The sequence below is a fragment of the Streptomyces malaysiense genome (assembly GCF_000980885.2).
Classification (GTDB): domain Bacteria; phylum Actinomycetota; class Actinomycetes; order Streptomycetales; family Streptomycetaceae; genus Streptomyces; species Streptomyces malaysiense.
In genome coordinates this window covers 32,557-49,439 of record NZ_LBDA02000012.1, presented here as the reverse complement: position 1 = coordinate 49,439, position 16,883 = coordinate 32,557, and the positions used below count along the sequence as shown (strand labels likewise).

General features: G+C 73.7%; 14 protein-coding genes and 2 pseudogenes. 10 read left to right on the top strand and 6 right to left on the bottom strand.

The window, feature by feature from the left end; genetic code table 11:
* Positions 1 to 126 precede the first annotated feature (126 nt).
* From VT52_RS06095 to VT52_RS37815, 4 genes and pseudogenes are all read left to right on the top strand, one after another.
* Positions 127 to 1,950 carry a phospholipase C gene (locus VT52_RS06095; protein WP_046423759.1) on the top strand — a complete coding sequence of 608 codons (1,824 nt, stop codon included), beginning with the start codon at positions 127 to 129 and terminating at the stop codon, positions 1,948 to 1,950.
* A gap of 108 nt (positions 1,951 to 2,058) precedes the next feature.
* Positions 2,059 to 3,060 (top strand): aminoglycoside phosphotransferase family protein, encoded by a 1,002-nt coding sequence (locus VT52_RS06090; protein WP_046423757.1) that lies wholly within the window; start codon positions 2,059 to 2,061, stop codon positions 3,058 to 3,060.
* Positions 3,061 to 3,588: 528 nt separating this feature from the next.
* Entirely contained in the window at positions 3,589 to 5,136 is a 1,548-nt protein-coding gene (locus tag VT52_RS06085; protein ID WP_240509653.1) for a N,N-dimethylformamidase beta subunit family domain-containing protein, read from the top strand.
* Positions 5,137 to 5,645: 509 nt separating this feature from the next.
* A pseudogene (locus tag VT52_RS37815) lies at positions 5,646 to 5,743 on the top strand.
* A 17-nt stretch (positions 5,744 to 5,760) separates the two neighbouring features.
* On the opposite strand, the gene VT52_RS06080 reads toward VT52_RS37815, so the two are convergent.
* Positions 5,761 to 6,639, bottom strand: a complete 879-nt coding sequence (locus VT52_RS06080) for a universal stress protein (RefSeq protein ID WP_046420070.1) — start codon at positions 6,637 to 6,639, stop codon at positions 5,761 to 5,763.
* 361 nt (positions 6,640 to 7,000) lie between these two features.
* On the opposite strand from VT52_RS06080, the gene VT52_RS06075 reads away from it, so the two are divergent.
* Positions 7,001 to 7,636 carry a CBS domain-containing protein gene (locus tag VT52_RS06075; protein WP_338059177.1) on the top strand — a complete coding sequence of 212 codons (636 nt, stop codon included), beginning with the start codon at positions 7,001 to 7,003 and terminating at the stop codon, positions 7,634 to 7,636.
* Positions 7,637 to 7,705: 69 nt separating this feature from the next.
* On the opposite strand, the gene VT52_RS06070 is transcribed toward VT52_RS06075, so the two are convergent.
* Complete coding sequence (locus VT52_RS06070) at positions 7,706 to 8,398, bottom strand: helix-turn-helix domain-containing protein (protein ID WP_046420069.1); 693 nt, start codon at positions 8,396 to 8,398, stop codon at positions 7,706 to 7,708.
* Between the two features lie 576 nt (positions 8,399 to 8,974).
* On the opposite strand from VT52_RS06070, the pseudogene VT52_RS37810 reads away from it, so the two are divergent.
* Positions 8,975 to 9,069, top strand: a pseudogene (locus tag VT52_RS37810).
* Between the two features lie 99 nt (positions 9,070 to 9,168).
* Positions 9,169 to 9,561: a VOC family protein gene (locus VT52_RS06065; protein ID WP_046420066.1), complete on the top strand. Its 393-nt coding sequence runs from the start codon at positions 9,169 to 9,171 to the stop codon at positions 9,559 to 9,561.
* 30 nt (positions 9,562 to 9,591) lie between these two features.
* On the opposite strand, the gene bla is transcribed toward VT52_RS06065, so the two are convergent.
* A complete protein-coding gene (bla, locus tag VT52_RS06060) occupies positions 9,592 to 10,497 on the bottom strand; it encodes a class A beta-lactamase (protein WP_046420088.1) in 906 nt (301 codons plus the stop codon).
* A gap of 127 nt (positions 10,498 to 10,624) precedes the next feature.
* Between bla and VT52_RS06055 the strand changes: the two genes are divergently transcribed.
* Both VT52_RS06055 and VT52_RS06050 read left to right on the top strand, forming a co-directional pair.
* Positions 10,625 to 11,593: a LysR family transcriptional regulator gene (locus VT52_RS06055; RefSeq protein ID WP_046420061.1), complete on the top strand. Its 969-nt coding sequence runs from the start codon at positions 10,625 to 10,627 to the stop codon at positions 11,591 to 11,593.
* Positions 11,590 to 12,537: a serine hydrolase gene (locus VT52_RS06050; RefSeq protein WP_046420058.1), complete on the top strand. Its 948-nt coding sequence runs from the start codon at positions 11,590 to 11,592 to the stop codon at positions 12,535 to 12,537. Before VT52_RS06055 ends, VT52_RS06050 begins: the two co-directional genes overlap by 4 nt.
* Positions 12,538 to 12,664: 127 nt before the next feature.
* Here the strand turns inward: VT52_RS06050 and katG are convergent, their stop codons facing one another.
* On the bottom strand, positions 12,665 to 14,890 hold the full coding sequence (gene katG / locus VT52_RS06045) for a catalase/peroxidase HPI (RefSeq protein ID WP_046420056.1): 2,226 nt from the start codon (positions 14,888 to 14,890) through the stop codon (positions 12,665 to 12,667).
* Between the two features lie 33 nt (positions 14,891 to 14,923).
* The gene (locus tag VT52_RS06040) at positions 14,924 to 15,361 is read right to left on the bottom strand and encodes a Fur family transcriptional regulator (RefSeq protein WP_046420054.1); all 438 of its coding nucleotides are present in this window, start codon (positions 15,359 to 15,361) and stop codon (positions 14,924 to 14,926) included.
* Positions 15,362 to 15,729: 368 nt separating this feature from the next.
* On the opposite strand from VT52_RS06040, the gene VT52_RS37805 reads away from it, so the two are divergent.
* Positions 15,730 to 16,038: a hypothetical protein gene (locus VT52_RS37805; protein ID WP_167377658.1), complete on the top strand. Its 309-nt coding sequence runs from the start codon at positions 15,730 to 15,732 to the stop codon at positions 16,036 to 16,038.
* 102 nt (positions 16,039 to 16,140) lie between these two features.
* On the opposite strand, the gene VT52_RS06030 is transcribed toward VT52_RS37805, so the two are convergent.
* On the bottom strand, positions 16,141 to 16,845 hold the full coding sequence (locus VT52_RS06030) for an acetate uptake transporter (RefSeq protein WP_079174865.1): 705 nt from the start codon (positions 16,843 to 16,845) through the stop codon (positions 16,141 to 16,143).
* Between the last annotated feature and the right edge of the window lie 38 nt (positions 16,846 to 16,883).

Genomic DNA, 16,883 nt, shown 5'->3' with positions numbered 1-16,883 from the left:
TCCCACAGGTTCCCTGACTCGGTGTTCACCCACGCGACATCATTGCTCCGCCATCGCGCCCCGCAAGGAGCGCAGCATGCCTGCTCGTACACCGCACAGACGTTCTGTCCAAAGGGGTTAACCACCATGGCCAGCAGAGGAAGGCGAGCCGCGATGCGCAGCCTGGGCGCGCTCGCGGGAGTCGCGGCGCTCACCGCGCTCGGCAGCAACGCGCCCGGGTGGGCGGCGACGCCCGCCCACGTACACGGGGCCTCGTCGACCGCGACGCCGATCAAGCATGTCGTCGTGCTCTTCGACGAGAACATCTCCTTCGACCACTACTTCGCCACGTACCCGAAGGCCGCCAACACCGACGGCACGAAGTTCACCGCGTCGAAGCACACGCCGAAGAACATCGACACCCTCGCCAACGCCGGGCTGCTGAAGAACAACCCGAATCAGTACGCGCCGAAGCGGCTGTCGCCGTCCCAGGCCATGACCTGTGACCAGAACCACTCCTACGGCCCGGAGCAGTACGCCTACAACGGCGGCAAGGCCGACCAGTTCGTGCAGAACACCGAGGTCGACAAGTGCAGCGGCGGCCTGTTCGGCGAGCCGGGCCTGGCGATGGACTACTACGACGGCAACACCGTCACCGCGCTGTGGAACTACGCCCAGCACTACACGCTGAGCGACCGCTCCTACAGCTCCAACTACGGGCCGTCCACCCCCGGTGCCCTCAACCTGGCCTCCGGCAACACGCACGGCGTGGTCTCCATCGACCCGGCCACCGGCAAGCAGACCGACAAGCCGGACTCGTACACGGTCCAGTCGCCGGACGCCGACGGTGTCGGCACGGTCGTCAACGACCCGGACCCGGCCTGGGACGACTGCTCCGGCAAGGACCACACCAGCGGCAACGCGCTGGCGTCCATGCAGGGCAAGAACGTCGGTGACCTGCTCAACGCCAAGAAGGTCTCCTGGGGTTGGTTCCAGGGCGGCTTCCGTCCGTCGACCGCGTGGGACGGCAAGTCCGGCTCGTACGCGAAGTGCGACACCACGCACACCAACGTGGGCGGCGCGGCCGTGGTCGACTACAGCCCGCACCACAACCCGTTCTCGTACTACAAGTCGACGGCCAACCCGCACCACCTGCCGCCGAAGTCCGTCTCCGAGATCGGCCACAGCGGCCAGGCCAACCACAACTACGACCTGACCGACTTCTCCGCCGCGCTCAAGTCGGGCAGGCTCCCGGCCGTCAGCTTCCTCAAGGCCGGCTCGTACCAGGACGGCCACGCCGGGTACTCGGACCCGATCGACGAGCAGCACTTCCTGGTCGGCGAGATCAACGCGATCCAGAGCTCGCCGCAGTGGAGGTCCACCGCGATCGTGGTCGCCTACGACGACTCCGACGGCTGGTACGACCACGCGTTCGTCGCCCCGCGCAACGGCTCCACCGACACCTCGGTCGGCTCCAACGGCAAGACCGTCGACAGTCCGGCCTGCCAGAGCGGCCCGAAGGCGGCCGGCGGCTACGCCGACCGCTGCGGTCCCGGCACCCGGCAGCCGCTGCTGGTCATCTCGCCCTACAGCAAGGTGAACAAGGTCGACCACACGCTCACCGACCAGGCGTCCATCACCCGCTTCATCGAGGACAACTGGCACACCGGCCGCGTCGGTGACGCCTCCTTCGACGCCAAGGCGGGCTCGCTCCGCGGGATGTTCGACTTCCGGCACCCGAACAACAAGCAGGTGCTGCTGAACACCGACGGCTCCGTGAAGTCCGTCGGCCGGATCAAGCACGTCGCCCCGGTGCACACCAGCATCACCCCGGGCCCGGCCCTCCAGAACGCGGCCGACACCTCGGACGCGTCCTTCCCGGCCCTCCCGGTCGGCCTCGGCGTCGGCGCCCTGCTGGCCGCCGGTCTGACGGGCACGTACTTCACCATGCGCCGCCGTCAGCAGAGCTGACGACAGCCGGCCCTACGGGTGTGCCCCCGGCCCTCGGCCGGGGGCACACGCGTGCCCACGCCAGAAAACCGGTGGTCAGGCCCGGGGCCGTGCTGCTGGGATGGCGTGATGCGCAGTGAGATCTCGATGACCGTGGACCGGGGCGCCTTCCCGGACGCGGTGACACCGTGGGAGCAGGAGTCCTGGCGGGCCGCGGCCCTCGACTGGATCGAGGGGTGCCTGGCCGAGCGGGGCCTGCGCGCGGACGGTGAACTCCGGGTGCGGCTGCGGCCGTGGTCGGTGCTGGCGCGGGTGCCCGTGGCGGACGGGGACGCGGTCTGGTTCAAGGCGAATCCGCGGTCCAGTGCCTTCGAGGGCCCGCTGACCGCCGCGCTGGCCCGCTGGGTGCCCGGACATGTGCTGGAGCCGCTGGCCGTGGACGCGGCGCGCGCCTGGTCGCTGCTCCCCGACGGCGGCGATCTGTTCCGGCAGGTGCTGGCGCGGGAGACGGTCGGACCGGAGGTCTGGGAGGACCTGCTGCGCCAGTACGCGGGCGTGCAGCGCACCCTGACCCCGTACGCCGGGGAACTGGAGCGGCTCGGGGTCCCGCCGGCCCGCACCCTCGACCTGCCCGAGGTGTTCGACCGGCTGCTCGCGGCTGACACCGCGCTCGATCCCGGCGCCCGCGCCCGGGTGGCGGCCGTACGGCCACGGCTCGTGGACTGGTGCGCCGAACTCGCCGCCGTCGGCGTCGCGGACACCCTCGAACACGCGGATCTGCACGACGGGCAGCTGTTCCGCCCGGCGCCGGGCCGGTTCACGTTCTTCGACTGGGGGGACGCGGCCGTGTCCCACCCGTTCTGCAGCCTCAGGGTCACCGGCGAGCAGGTCCGCGAGCGGTACGGCGCGCAGGCGCTGCCCCGGCTGCGCGACGCCTATCTGGAGCCCTGGACCGGGGCCGGGCGCCCGGCCGCCGACCTGCGGCGGGCCGCGAGCCTCGCCTGGCGGCTCAGCTCGCTGGGCCGCGCCGCCTCCTGGAGCCGGATGTTCCCCGACCCGGGGCGCCCCGCGCCCGGCGTCACACAGAGCGCGGAGTGGCTGCTGAGCCTCCTCGACGAACCGGCGCTGTAGGGGGTCGGCAGCCGGCCGGCCGCGCTCGCGGGGGCGGGCCGCTCGGGCACCGGGGCGCGCGCCGTGAGGGTGGCGGAGTCGATTCGGCGCGTGGCCGCACGGACGCGGCGGGGCCGCCGCCGCGCGCTCCCGGCTCAGGGCCGCCGGCCGCGCACGCCGGCCGGACCGGACCGCCCGCGCCCTCGGCGGACGGGGCCGCGCTCCGGCCGGTGCTCGCGCAGTGCGGCCGCGTCCCGTCCCGGCCGGCCGGGGTGCCGGCGCTGGGCCCGGCACGGCGGCAGGGCGCCCCGGGCGGTACGAGCCGGTACGGCGGCGGACGTACGGCTCTCCCCGGACGTCGGCCGGACGGCAGGCGCCCCGTGCGGACGGGGCCCCGGCGGGTTCCTCGGCGACGCCACCCGCCATCGGCACACGCGCACCGGAGTCCGCGCCCGACGGGTCGCGCCGCAGGTCCACGGGGGGCGTCGCAGACCCGCACCACCGGCCGACGGGTTGCGTCCCGGCCGGGCCCGCCCCGACGCTGGAGCGATGACCCATCCGGGATTCGGCACCGACCCGGCGAGCGGCCCCGGGTTCGGGCGGCGGCGGTTCCTCGCCCTGTGCGCGGGCGCGGGGCTCGGTACGGCCGCCGCGTGCACCGGCGCGCCGGCCCGTTCCGGCGGCGGCCGGCCGCGGCCGGAGTCGGAACGGGACGCGCCGGGCACCGCCGCCTGGCGGCTCGGTCCGACCGGGCCGCCGGACGCGGTGAGCGGCTACCCGGACCGGGTGAGCGTGGCCCCGGGCGAGACCTTCGGACTGCATGTGTCGACCACGGCGGCGGCGTTCCGGGTCTCGGCGTTCCGCGTCGGCTGGTACGACGGCGCCGGGGCCCGGCGGATCTGGGTGTCGGGCCGGACACCCGGCCGGGCGCGGGCCGCCCCCGGGGTGCTGACCGCCACCCGGACCGTGCGCGCCGGCTGGCCGGTCACCCTGCCCGTGGACACCACCGGCTGGCCGGAAGGCGCCTATCTGCTGCGCCTGGAGGCGGAGACCGGGCACCAGCGTTACGTCCCGCTCGTGGTCCGCTCCACCGACGGCACGGGCCGTACGGTGCTGCTGCACGCCCCGGCCACCTGGCAGGCGTACAACCGCTGGGGCGGCGCCAGCCTGTACGCCGGAGCGGACGGCACGTACGCCACCCGCTCCCTCGCGGTCAGCTTCGACCGGCCCTACGACGGGAGCGGGGCGGAGAAGTTCCTGACCTACGAACGGGCGCTGGTGGTGCTCGCCGAGCGGCTCGGCATCCCGCTCGCGTACAGCACCGGTACCGACGTCCACCGGGACCCGGGGGTGCTGCGGGGCGCGCACGCCGTGGTCTGCCTGGGGCACGACGAGTACTGGACGCCCGAGCAGCGCGCCCACGTCACCGCCGCCCGGGACGCCGGGACGAACATCGCCTTCCTCGGCGCGAACACCTGCTTCCGCCGGGTGCGGCTGGAGCCCGGGGAGGGCGCGGCGGATCGTACGGTGGTCTGCTACAAGAGCGACTACCGCGCCGACCCGTCCTATCCGTCCGCCCCGGAGCTGGTGACCACCGACTTCCGGCTCCCGCCGGGGGCCGACCCCGAGTCCGCGCTCACCGGTGTGCTCTACGAGGGCTACCCCGTCGACGCGTCGTACGTCGTACGGACGCCGGGCCACTGGGCGTACGAGGGCACCGGCGTCCGTGCCGGGGACGGCTTCGCGCATCTGGTGGGCGTGGAGTACGACCGGGTCACCCCGGGCTTCCCGGTCCCCGGCCCGCTGGAGATCACAGCGCGTTCCCCGCTGGTGTGCGAGGGCCGGCCGAGTCACAGCGACTCGGCGTACTACACCACCCCGGCCGGGGCCGGGGTGTTCGCGACGGGGACCATGCGCTGGGTGGAGGGGCTGCTTGCCGGGACGGGCGAACTCGGCCGCGACCACGGGATGGACGCCCGCACCCGCGCCTTCGTCACCCGCACCACGGAGAACGTGCTCCGCTTGTTCGCGCGGGGCCCGGCGGCCCGGAACGCGCCGCCGCCCGACGCCCGCCCGCGCGCCGTGCGGGGCAGTTGACCGCGACCCGGTCAGGCCCCGTCCGACCGCAACTGGTTCTGCCGGGCCTTGTTGAACAGCCGCCACAGGTGCTTGGCCACGGCGCAGGGCGCGGAGTCGGCGCGGCACTGGCGACAGGCACGGGTGTGCTGCTCGTACTGGGTACGGGCGTCTTCTAATGCGTCACTGACAGCAGACATGGGCATCTCCGGGAAAGACACGACATCGAGCGGCGCGCCGACTTGACTGGCCGATACAACCAGTGACAAAGGTGATCATGTTACTGGCGGTACTGGGAAATTCGGCAGCCCTCGGGGACCGCGGACCCCCGGACGAACCCGGGCTCCGCGCCGGGTGTGGACCCCGTGCTCGCGTCCCCCGGCGAACTCTGCGACGCGCCGGTGGCGTTGACGGTGACGGGCGGCCGGGGTCAGCGGGGCGTCAGTCCCCGGTCAGCCCCTCCTGGCACCGTTGTTCCTGTGAGCGGGACGGGAGACCGGAACCGGTCACAGTGATCACAGCGATCACAGGGAGAGGTGCCCGGAGTGGCTTATCGGGGACCAGCGAGCACAGCTCACGGTCGGGTTCCTCGGAGCCCGCGCAGGTTCAAATCCTGCCCTCTCCGCCACTCGACGGGCCGCGCGCTCAGTTGTGCGGGACGATCGCGACCGGGCACTCGGCGTGCTGGACGACCGCGTGGGCGACATGGCCGAGGCGTTCGCCGAGCCTGCTGCCGCTGATCCGGCGGCCCACCACGACGAGTCCGGCACCGTCCGTGGCCCGCACGAGCTCGTCGCCCGCCCGGCCCTCCGTGACGGTCGTGGCGACGGACACGTCCGGGTACTTCTCGTGCCAGGGCCGCAGAAGCGCGATCACGGCGTGCTCGGCGGCGGCCGCCCCCTCGGCGCCGGTGCCCTCGTCCGGCTCCCGGACATGGCACACGCGCAGCTCGGTACAGCGCCGCCGGGCGGCCTCGAAGGCGAACCCGATCGGCTGGTCGCACGCGCTGCCGACGTCCAGGCCGAGCACGACCGCGCGGTACGGGATGCTCGGGATCTCGTCCGGCGCGAGTCCGGGAGAGGCCGGCAGATGCTCGTCGGCGGCACCGCGGCCGGCCCGTACCAGCACCACCGGGCAGGGGGCGCGGCCCGCGACCCGCAGCGAGACCGAGCCGACGAGGACCCCGGCGGCCCGGCCGAGTCCGAGCGTGCCCACCACCAGCGTGTCCGCCTCGGCGGCCACGGACAGCAGCGCGGGCACGGGCGACTCGGCGATCAGCCTGCCGGTCACGGCCAGCGTCGGATGTGCCGCGCGCACGCTGCCGACCGCCTCCCGCAGCACGCGCTCCGCCCAGCCGCGTTCCGTACTGTCCCGTGTCGCCGCCGGCGACGACCGCACGTCGGTGACCCACGCGTGCGCCACGACCAGCTCGGCGCCCCGGCGCACCGCCTCCTGCGCGGCCCAGTGAGCGGCGGCGACACTCTGCGGCGACCCGTCGACTCCCACCGCGATACGACCAGCCATGACGTGTCCCTCCGGATCCGACCCGACGCTTCCCGCCGTCCACCGAACGCTCTCCCGTAGGACAAGCGTCCCCCTTGGAGGGGACTCGCGCCCGTGGGCCGTGCGGGCCGTCCGGAGGGGCCGCGTGCCCCGTGGAGAAGCACCCCGGCGGAGCCGTAAGGGGTCCGGGGACGGGACCAAAGGTCCCCTCCCCGGGGGCACCCGGCCCTCGGCCCCGGGCGACGGACGGGGCACGCTGGTGGTACCGGCTCGAATCGGACAGCGGCGACGCGCGTGGCCGGGGCGTCGAGGGGGCTCACGGAGGCGGGAGAGCACCGCCATCCATCGAAGGGGGCCCGCCCACCCTGAAGGAGGAAGAGCCGTGACCCAGAGCACGATCGGCGAGGTGATGACAGGCGATGTGGTCACCGCGTCGGAGACGACGTCGTCCGCGGCCGTGGCCCGGCTGCTGGACCGGTACGGGATCAGCGGGCTGCCGGTGGTCGACCATGACGACAAGGTGCTCGGCGTCGTCTCGGCCTCCGACCTGGTGCGCGAACGGGCGGCACGGCAGGGACGGGCCCCCGACGAGCCGGTACGGGAGCCACCGGCGCGCGAACTGATGTCGACGCCCGCCGTCACCGTCCACCCCGAGCAGCGGGTCCCGGACGCCGCCCGGCTGATGGAGCGGCGCGGCGTGGAGCGCCTGCCGGTGGTGGACGAGGAGGACCGGCTGATCGGAATCGTCACCCGCCGTGACCTGCTCCGGGTCTTTCTGCGCGGGGACGACGAGATCCGCCGCCAGGTGTCCGAGGAGATCGTGTCGGGCGAGCTGGGCCTGCCCCCGGAGGCGGTCACCGTGTCCGTGCGGGACGGCATCGTCACCCTCGCGGGCGGCGCGGAACTGCGCGGCGCCATCGCCCGCGCCGGCTTCGCGGCCTGGCGGCTGGACGGGGTCGTGGGCGTGGTCAACCTGGTGCCGTCGGCATCCCCGGACGGCGTGGCTCGCCCGGGGTGACGCCCGTGCGGCCGGGGCTCGGGACACGGCGGCCCGGCGACACCCGGGCGCTCCCAACCCCCGTCGGCCTCAGCCCGCCTCGATACGACGGCCCGTGTACGCGGCGGGCTCGATCCGCACCCACAGATCACGGCCCCCGCCGGCCCACGGGGTGCTGTACGCCCGTCCGGCCAGCCGCTCCGCCTCGACGGGATCGCCCACGACCCGGGCGGTCCCCCGCACCAGCACGCTCCAGCCCTCGCTCAGCGCGTCGTCCACCCGGTCCACCTCGAAGGCCACCTCACGGTCGAGGCCCTGGGTGATCACCGAGCCCTCGCGGGTCCGGAACACGATCGCGCCGTCCACGACGGTGTAGTTCACCGGCAGGACGACGGGCGCGCCCTCGGTGCTGAGGGAGAACCTTCCGACACCGTGCGTCGACAGCAGCTCCCTGCATTCCTGTTCGTCGAGTTCGTCCATCCGCGGCTCGCGGGCGGCCTGCCCCAGCCCGGACGGCAGCCCGGCGTATCCGCCGCCGAGTTCCTGGGGACTGGTGCGCAGCGCCCCGGCGAGCCGCAGCAGGGTGCCGGAGTCGGGCGCGGCGGTGCTGTGCTGCTCCAGATGGGCGACGTACGCCTCGGCCATACCGGCGCGCGCGGCCACCTCTTCCCGGCTCAGCCCGAGTTCCGCCCGGCGCCGCCGGAGCCGGCGACCGAGGTCGCCCCGCGCGGGAGGGTCCTCCGGCTCGGACTCGCCGTGCCCAGGTGTGGGGCGTTCTGCCATGCTCGCTCACTCCTCGCCGGGTTCCCGGACCGCCGGCGCGCGCGGTGTCCGCGCGCACCCCTCGGGCGGCGTGTTCGGCCCTCGGGCGGCCGGGGCCCTGGCTCGTACCACCTCTACCACCGGGGCATCCCGTCTACCACCTGGGTGGACCGGGGTATCCGGGAACCGTCGTGTCCGGCCTCCCCCCACTGGAGTCCGGACACGACGCCGCACGATCAAAAACCCCAGGGGCCCCGTCCCCGTCCGCCTTGGGCCGAACGGCCCCGCTCGGGCGCGGGCCGCCGGCCGGGTGCCGGGCCTCGGGCTCATGCCGAGCCCCGAGTCCGCGCTCGCCGGCGTCCCGGCGGGATCGGTGCCGGCCACGCCGCCCGGCCGGCGGGCCACGTTCCGGGCCGTCACCGCGCTCTGCCTGCCCGCGGCGGCCACGGCTGCTGCTGGTGATCGCTCGGCACCGCCCCCCTGACGGGCGGCCGGGGTCAGCGGGGCGTCAGCCCCCGGTCAGCCCCTCCTGGCACCGTTGATCCTGTGAGCGGGACGGGAGACCGGAACCGGTCACAGTGATCACAGCGATCACAGGGAGAGGTGCCCGGAGTGGCTTATCGGGGACCAGCGAGCACAGCTCACGGTCGGGTTCCTCGGAGCCCGCGCAGGTTCAAATCCTGCCCTCTCCGCTACGCCGAACGGCTGACTACACTGGGCGGCGGCATCGCGTGCCGGTCACCGGCCGGGTGAGGCATGGAGGTGCCGGGAGATGCCCCTGGAGGCATTCCTTGTCGGTAGATCTGAACCACACCATCGTCCATGCCCGGGACAACCGGGAGTCCGCGCGCTTCTTCACCGAGATCGTGGGCCTGGACATCACCGGGGAGTGGGGCCCGTTCGTGGCCGTGGCCCTGGGCAACGGCGTCACGCTGGACTTCGCCACCGTCCCCGAGGACAGGATCACTCCGCAGCACTACGCGTTCCTGGTCTCCGAGGAGGAGTTCGACGCCGCGTACGCCCGCATCACCGAGCGCGGCATAGAGCACTACGCCGACCCGCACCAGAAACACCCCGGCACCATCAACCGCAACGACGGCGGCAAGGGCGTGTACTTCATGGATCCGGTCGGACACGCGATGGAACTCCTCACGGTTCCCTACGGCGGCCGGCCGACCGCGTAGGCGCAGCCTGCCCCGCGTCCTGTGCGGGGCTCACTCCCCGGGCGCCACCGTCCGTGCGGCGATGCGGGCCGCCTCGGCGATGAGGGCCTCGTCCACCGGGGCGTCCTTGTCGTCCTCCTTCGTCGACAGGACGGCCAGGACGACGGGGGTCCGCCGGGTGGTCCAGGCGACGCCGACGTCGTTGGCGCTCGCGTAGTCCCCGGTCCCGGTCTTGTCGGCGACGGTCCAGCCCACGGGCAGTCCGGCGCGGAACCGCGTTCCGCTGGTGGTGTTGCCCTTCAGCCAGGCCACGAACCGCTCGCGGTCGGGGGCGGCCAGGGCCCGGCCGAGGGCCAGCCGCTCGATGCTCGCGGCGACGGCACCGGGGGTCGTGGTGTCGCGCGGGTCCCCGGGGACCGCCGTGTTCAGCTCGGGCTCCCACCGGTCGAGCCGGCTCACCCCGTCGCCGAGCGAGCGGAAGAACCGGGTGAGGCCGGCCGGCCCGTCCAGTTGGCGGAGGAGCAGGTTGCCTGCCGCGTTGTCGCTGTACTGGATCGCCGCCGCGCACACCTCGGCCATGGCCATGCCGGTGGGCTGATTCTCCTCCGTACGGGGCGAGTTGGGCAGCAGGTCGTGCGGCGGGTAGTGGATCACCTTGTCCATCGGCGCGCAGCGCGCCTCGTCACGCAGCACGGCGGCGGCCGCGAACGCCTTGAACACCGAGCACATCGCGAACCGTTCGCCCGCCCGGTGGGCGAGCACCTGTCCGGTGCGCACATTGCGCGCGTGGACGCCGAGCCGGGCACCGTAGCGCCGCTCCAGATCGGCCAACTCTCCGGAGTGCGGGGCGGCCGGGGCGGCGGCGGCCCGCCCGGCGGACGCGACGGCGGCCACGGAGGTGAGCGCGAAGCCTGCCTTCAGCAGGCCACGACGCGCGAGCGGTCCGGAAGCGGTCATGGTGAAGTCCTCCCAGGTCACGCCCTGTCGGGCGGGCTGATCCATGGGGGACAGCGAAACAGCACGGGGACGCTCATGTCCAAGAGTGAACTGTGCATGTCCCATGCCTTTTTGATATGACTACTGGATGGATCTACTGGCGCACCTGGAGGCGTACGTGGCGACCGCCGACGAGGCGAGCTTCTCCAGGGCGGCCGACCGGCTCGGTATCGCGCAGCCGCTGCTCAGCCGGCGGATCAAGACGCTGGAGGGCCACTTCGGCGGTCCGCTGTTCGACCGTTCCCGGCGCCAGGTCACGACCACCGAGCTGGGCGTGCTGCTCCTGCCATACGCCCGCGACGTCCTGGACCGCGCCCAGCGGCTGCGGCAGGCCGCCCAGTCGGCCCGCAGGGTCCGCGCCGTCGGCGTGCCCGGGGACTGCGCGCCCGCCGCCCTGGCCCGCGCCCTGCGGGCCGGCACCGAGCACGGGATCACCCTCGGCATGCGCGAACTGCCGCCCATGGAGCGCGAGTCGGGCCTGAGCGACGGCTCGCTCGCCTACGCGCTCGTCCGCGTCGTACCGGAACGCGCGGCCCTCCGGGTCCCGTTGGGGCTGGCCTCCGCGCCGGCCGGCACCCCGCAGGCGCCGCGCGCCCTCCACCTCGAAGAGCTGCGGCCCCGTCGTCGCCGTACCGGCGCACCGCCCGCGTCCCCGCCGCTCCCGGTCCTCGTCCTGGCCGAGGACCGGGTCCCCTGCTTCGAGGAGCGGTTCGCACGGGCCGTCGCACGCGCCGGGCTGCCGGAGGGACGGATCGCACCGGCCGGCCCGGCGGCCGACGCGCTCACCGAGACCCTGGCCGGGCGCGCCCTGCTGCTGTGCACGGAGCAGTACGCGCACCGCTACGACGCCCGGTGGGCGCCCCTGGGCGACACCGCCCTGCACCGCGGGTACGACGTGAGCGCGCCCCCCGGCCCGCGAGGCACACCGGAGGTGCCGCGATGGCTGACTCGGCCACTGGCCCAGGCCGTCGGCGCGGTCGGGGCGGCACGGCACGGTGACACCGGGGACCTCCGGGCCGCCGGCGACGTGCCCGCACGTCTGGCGGCCCGTGGATGAGCCCGGCGGAGACGGGCGCCGCGCACGGCCGGCCGGTCTGCGTCGGCGACGACGGCGCCCTGATGGATGTCGCCGAGGCGGTCGCTGCGGACTGGGCGGCGCTCGGCGTGCGCGGCTCGTTCCTCGCCCTGAACCTGGACACGGGTACGCGACTCGGCTTCGGCGTCGACGAGTCGATGCCCCTCGCGTCCGTCGCGAAGGTTCCGCTGGCACTGGTCGTGCTCGACCGGATCGCGGCCGGCGAACTGGACGCGGCGCGGCCGGTGACGGTCGATCCGGCCCGCAGCAGCGTCGGGTCCACCGGTCTCTCGGCGTTCCGGCACCCGGCCACCGTGGCCGTCGGTGATCTGCTCCTGCTGATGCTGTCGGTGAGTGACAACGCCGCCGCGGACGCGCTGTTCGACCTGGTGCAGGTGGCCGAGGTGGACGCGCGGCTGCGGGCGTGGGGGTGCGACGGCATCCGGATGCGGCACCGGATGAACCATATGTACGAATGCGCGGTCGGCGCCGCGGGCAACGACTTCTCGCTCGCCCTGGAGCTGGCCGTACGGGACGAACGGGCGGGCCTGGCGACCATCGAGACCCTGGACCCGGCGCGCGCCAACAGCGGCTCGGCGGCGGCGCTCGTCGGCCTGCTGCGGCGGGTGTGGTGCGACGAGATCGCCGTGCCCGGGGCGACGGCCGAGCTGCGGCGGCTGATGGGCTCGCAGGTCTTCACCCAGCGGCTGGCGTGCGACCTGCGCGCGGACTCCCTGCGCTGGAGCGGGAAGACCGGCACGTTCCTCCATCTGCGGCACGAGATCGGCGTGGTGGAGGCGGAGTCCGGCGACCGGGTCGCCATGGCCGCGCTCACCCGCGCCGGTCGGCGGGCCGCTCTGGCGCCGGACATCGAGCTGGCGATGGGCGCGGCGGCCCGGGACGCCTTCGAGGCGCTGCGCGGCTGACGGCTGACGCACACGCGGGTGTCGTACCCGCTCGCCCCCCCGCCGACCCGCACCGATGGGACGAGCCGACAGGACGACGGTGTCCGGGCCGCCCGCACGGGGCGGCCCGGACACCGTGCCGGCCGGATCAGGCGACGTCGAACCGGTCCAGGTTCATGACCTTGTCCCAGGCGGCGACGAAGTCCTTCACGAACTTCTCCCTGGCGTCGTCGCTCGCGTAGACCTCGGCGAGGGCGCGCAGCTCGGAGTTGGAGCCGAAGACGAGGTCGGCACGGCTGCCGGCCCACTTCAGCTCGCCCGTCACGGTGTCGCGGCCCTCGAAGGCGGTCTGGTCCTCGGAGGTGGACTTCCAGGTCGTGCCCATGTCGAGCAGGTTGACGAAGAAGTCGTTGGTGAGGACGCCGGGCGTCTTGGTGAGGACGCCCTGCTGCTGGGCCTGCGCGTGGTTGGTGCCGAGCACGCGCAGACCGCCGACGAGGACGGTCAGCTCGGGGGCGCTGAGGGTGAGCAGGTTGGCACGGTCGAGCAGCAGGTACTCGCCCGGCAGCCGGTTGCCCTTGCCGAGGTAGTTGCGGAAGCCGTCCGCGGTCGGCTCCAGCGCCTCGAAGGACTCCGTGTCGGTGTGCTCGTCACCGGCGTCCACCCGGCCCGGTGTGAACGGCACCCGGACCTCGAAACCGCCCTCCTTCGCCGCCTTCTCGACCGCGGCGACACCGCCGAGGACGATCAGGTCGGCCATCGAGACCTTCTTGGCGCCGGCGGCGTCGAAGTCCCGCTGGACGCCCTCCAGGGTGCGCAGCACCTGGGCCAGCTCGTCGGGCTGGTTGACCTCCCAGCCGCGCTGCGGCGCGAGGCGGATGCGGGCGCCGTTGGCGCCGCCGCGCTTGTCGCTGCCGCGGAAGGTGGACGCGGAGGCCCACGCGGTGGTGACCAGCTGGCCGACGCTCAGACCGGAGCCGAGCAGCTTGTCCTTGAGGGCCGCGATGTCCGCGTCGTCGATCAGCTCGCCCTCGCGCTCCGGCAGCGGGTCCTGCCAGATCAGGGTCTCCTCGGGGACCTCGGGGCCGAGGTACAGGGACTTCGGGCCCATGTCGCGGTGGGTGAGCTTGTACCAGGCGCGGGCGAAGGCGTCGGCGAACTCCTGCGGGTTCTCGTGGAAGCGGCGGGAGATCGGCTCGTAGATCGGGTCGAAGCGCAGGGAGAGGTCCGTGGTGAGCATCGTGGGCAGACGCTTCTCGGACGGGTCCTGCGGGTCGGGGACCGTGGCCTCGGCGTCCTTCGCGACCCACTGCTTGGCGCCGGCCGGGGACTCGGTCAGCTCCCACTCGTAGCCGAACAGGTTGTCGAAGAAGCCGTTGCTCCACCGGGTCGGGGTGGAGGTCCAGGTGACCTCTAGGCCGGAACCGATGGCGTCCCGGCCCTTGCCGCTGCCGTAGGTGCTCCTCCACCCCATGCCCTGCTCCTCCAGGCCCGCGGCCTCGGGGTCGAGGCCGACGTGGTCGGCGGGGCCGGCGCCATGGGTCTTGCCGAAGGTGTGGCCGCCGGCGATCAGGGCGACGGTCTCCTCGTCGTTCATCGCCATGCGGCGGAAGGTCTCACGGATGTCGCGGGCCGCGGCCAGCGGGTCCGGGTTGCCGTTCGGACCCTCGGGGTTGACGTAGATCAGGCCCATCTGGACGGCGCCGAGCGGGTTCTCCAGCTCGCGGTCGCCGGTGTAGCGGCGGTCGTCGAGCCAGGTGGTCTCGGGACCCCAGTAGACGTCCTCCTCCGGTTCCCAGACGTCCTTGCGGCCGCCGCCGAAGCCGAAGGTCTCGAAGCCCATGGACTCCAGCGCCACGTTGCCCGCGAGGACCATCAGGTCGCCCCAGGAGATCTTCTGGCCGTACTTCTTCTTCACCGGCCACAGCAGGCGGCGGGCCTTGTCCAGGTTGACGTTGTCGGGCCAGCTGTTCAGCGGGGCGAAGCGCTGCTGGCCGTGACCGGCGCCGCCGCGGCCGTCGCTGATGCGGTAGGTACCGGCGGCGTGCCAGGCCATCCGGATGATCAGACCGCCGTAGTGGCCGAAGTCGGCGGGCCACCAGTCCTGGGAGGTGGTGAGCACCTCCTCGATGTCCCGCTTCACCGCCGGGAGGTCGAGGCTCCGGAAGGCCGCCGCGTAGTCGAATTCCTCGCCCAGCGGGTTGGCCGCGGGCGGGTTCTTGGCGAGGATCTTCAGGTTGAGCCGCTCCGGCCACCACTGGCGGTTGCCGCCGCCCTGGGTCGGGTGCAGAGCCCGGTCGTGAACGACGGGGCAGCCGCCGCTCCCCTCCTGTGACTTCGCGTCTGTGACGATCGCGTCGTGGTTCTCAGTCATGGCAATCCTTCCGAACTAAGCGGAACCAGGTGCTCAGGAACTGCGGCCGGTGGAACAGCCGGGGCACACGCCCCAGTAGACGACCTCGGCCTCCTCGATGGCGAAGCCCCGGTCGTCGGCGGCGGCCAGGCAGGGCGCTTCGCCGACGACGCAGTCGACGTCGACGACGGCCCCGCACGACCGGCACACGATGTGGTGGTGGTTGTCGCCGACGCGCCCCTCGAACCTGGCCGGATGACCGGCCGGCTCGATGCGGCGCACGAGCCCCGCCGCGGTGAGCGCGTGCAGAGCCTCGTAGACGGCTTGCAGGGATATATGGCCTACGCGGTCACGGACCCCGGAGGCGATCGCCTCGGCACCGAGGTGGTCGCCATCCCGGACCGTCTCCAGCAGCGCGACGCGAGCCGCCGTCACGCGCAGGCCGGCACCGCGGAGCTCCTCGGCGGTGGTCGGAGTCGGGGAGGCGGTCATGTGGCCGAACCTACTCTCACAAAGACGAAGGATTCAAGAAAACGAGCGATGCAATTCTGGTCCTCCGCCGAGGTACGGCGTTCACCTCCGCGTTCACGGCTGCGCAGCTTTGCTCCGCATGCCGGGCGCCACCGGTCCGGCGCCCGCGCGGGGACACGCAACGGATCATGTGCCCCACCCCACTCTCCCCGGACCGCGCGAGTCGAACCGTCCACCGATCGGGTGAGAGGGACCGGCATGCGGTCGGTGCGGGAGACCGCGGCGACGGGTGATCGGCTGGAGGCATCGACGGGACCGTGGCCACGGCGCTGGTCCGAGACGGCCTTCGCGTTCGCCGTCGTGGACGAGGGGACACCGTCCATGTGGCCGTGAGCGCGGTCGACCGGCGCCACTCGACGGGCCGGGTGTCCCACCGGACCCGGCGTCCCGGGGAGGGCGGTGGCGTGGCCTCCGGGGCCTGCCGCTCCCTGGCCCGCCGGGCCTTCGACGACGCCGGACCCTTCCGCCTCGAACCCGGCCACCGGGCCGACGACCCGGCGTCGTGCCGTGCCGCCGGGGCGGCCGGCTTCGCCGTGGCGGGGCTGCGACCGCGGGAGCCGGAGTACGACGGGGTGCGCCGCGGGTGCGCGCGGCCGCGCGCGGGCGGGGCGGCGGCGGAGACGGCGCGGCGGGGATGAGGCGGGTGCGGCGGGTGCGGCGGGTGCGGCGGGTGCGGCGGGTGCGGCGGGTGCGGCGGGTGAAGGACGCGTCCGGCGGGTACGCGGATCACGCCGCCCTTGTCAGACGGACCGCTCCTCGTGGCGCACCCGTGCTCCCGGCCCGGCCCGGCCCGGGAGCGAGCCGAGCGGCACCACGGTGCGCCCGTGCGCCGCGTTGATGACACCGGCCGCCGACGCGTACCAGGCGGCGAGCCCCGTCAGGATGCCGAACCAGCCGCCCACCTCGGTCATGACGTGCCCGGCGCCGCCCTGGAACGACCCGATGGCCAGGAAGAGGAAGGTCAGGGTCAGCAGCACGAACACCGCGAGCACCGGGAGGCTGACCCGCAGGGCGCCGACGGTCATGTAGGCGGTGAAGATCGCCCACCCGAGCAGGAACAGGCCCAGCGCGTTGTGCGCGTCACCGGCGAGCGCCACGCGGGGCGCGATCCACCAGTAGGACAGCCAGAAGGCCGCGAAGGAGACGAACGCCGTCGCCCCGAAGGTGTTGCCCCGGCGGAACTCCATGAGGCCCGCGGCGAACTGGGCGAGTCCGCCGTAGAACAGGGCGAGACCCAGGACCGGCAGGATGCCGGCGGTCTCCTTCAGCAGGTTGGTGTTGATGATCGACAGCAGCAGAGTCGTCAGGGCGAAGCCGGCCAGACCCAGGGGGGCCGGATCGGCCCAGGCCGCCGCGCGCGGGGTCGCCTCGTGCGCGGTGTCCCCAGGGGGGACCGCCCCGGGCGGCGGCTGCTCCGGGTGCGGGCTCCTCGTGTCCTCGTTCATAACCGGCATCCCTTCGACCAATGGTCAGCAGGGCCCAA

Coding starts and splice junctions, on each gene's coding strand:
- VT52_RS06080 (WP_046420070.1), bottom strand. CDS start 6,639: ATGGCTGGTCGTATCGCGGTGGGAGTCGACGGGTCGCCGCAGAGTGTC.
- VT52_RS06040 (WP_046420054.1), bottom strand. CDS start 15,361: ATGACCGCCTCCCCGACTCCGACCACCGCCGAGGAGCTCCGCGGTGCC.
- VT52_RS06070 (WP_046420069.1), bottom strand. CDS start 8,398: ATGGCAGAACGCCCCACACCTGGGCACGGCGAGTCCGAGCCGGAGGAC.
- bla (WP_046420088.1), bottom strand. CDS start 10,497: ATGACCGCTTCCGGACCGCTCGCGCGTCGTGGCCTGCTGAAGGCAGGC.
- VT52_RS06095 (WP_046423759.1), top strand. CDS start 127: ATGGCCAGCAGAGGAAGGCGAGCCGCGATGCGCAGCCTGGGCGCGCTC.
- VT52_RS06090 (WP_046423757.1), top strand. CDS start 2,059: ATGCGCAGTGAGATCTCGATGACCGTGGACCGGGGCGCCTTCCCGGAC.
- VT52_RS06085 (WP_240509653.1), top strand. CDS start 3,589: ATGACCCATCCGGGATTCGGCACCGACCCGGCGAGCGGCCCCGGGTTC.
- katG (WP_046420056.1), bottom strand. CDS start 14,890: ATGACTGAGAACCACGACGCGATCGTCACAGACGCGAAGTCACAGGAG.
- VT52_RS06050 (WP_046420058.1), top strand. CDS start 11,590: ATGAGCCCGGCGGAGACGGGCGCCGCGCACGGCCGGCCGGTCTGCGTC.
- VT52_RS06030 (WP_079174865.1), bottom strand. CDS start 16,845: ATGAACGAGGACACGAGGAGCCCGCACCCGGAGCAGCCGCCGCCCGGG.
- VT52_RS06055 (WP_046420061.1), top strand. CDS start 10,625: ATGGATCTACTGGCGCACCTGGAGGCGTACGTGGCGACCGCCGACGAG.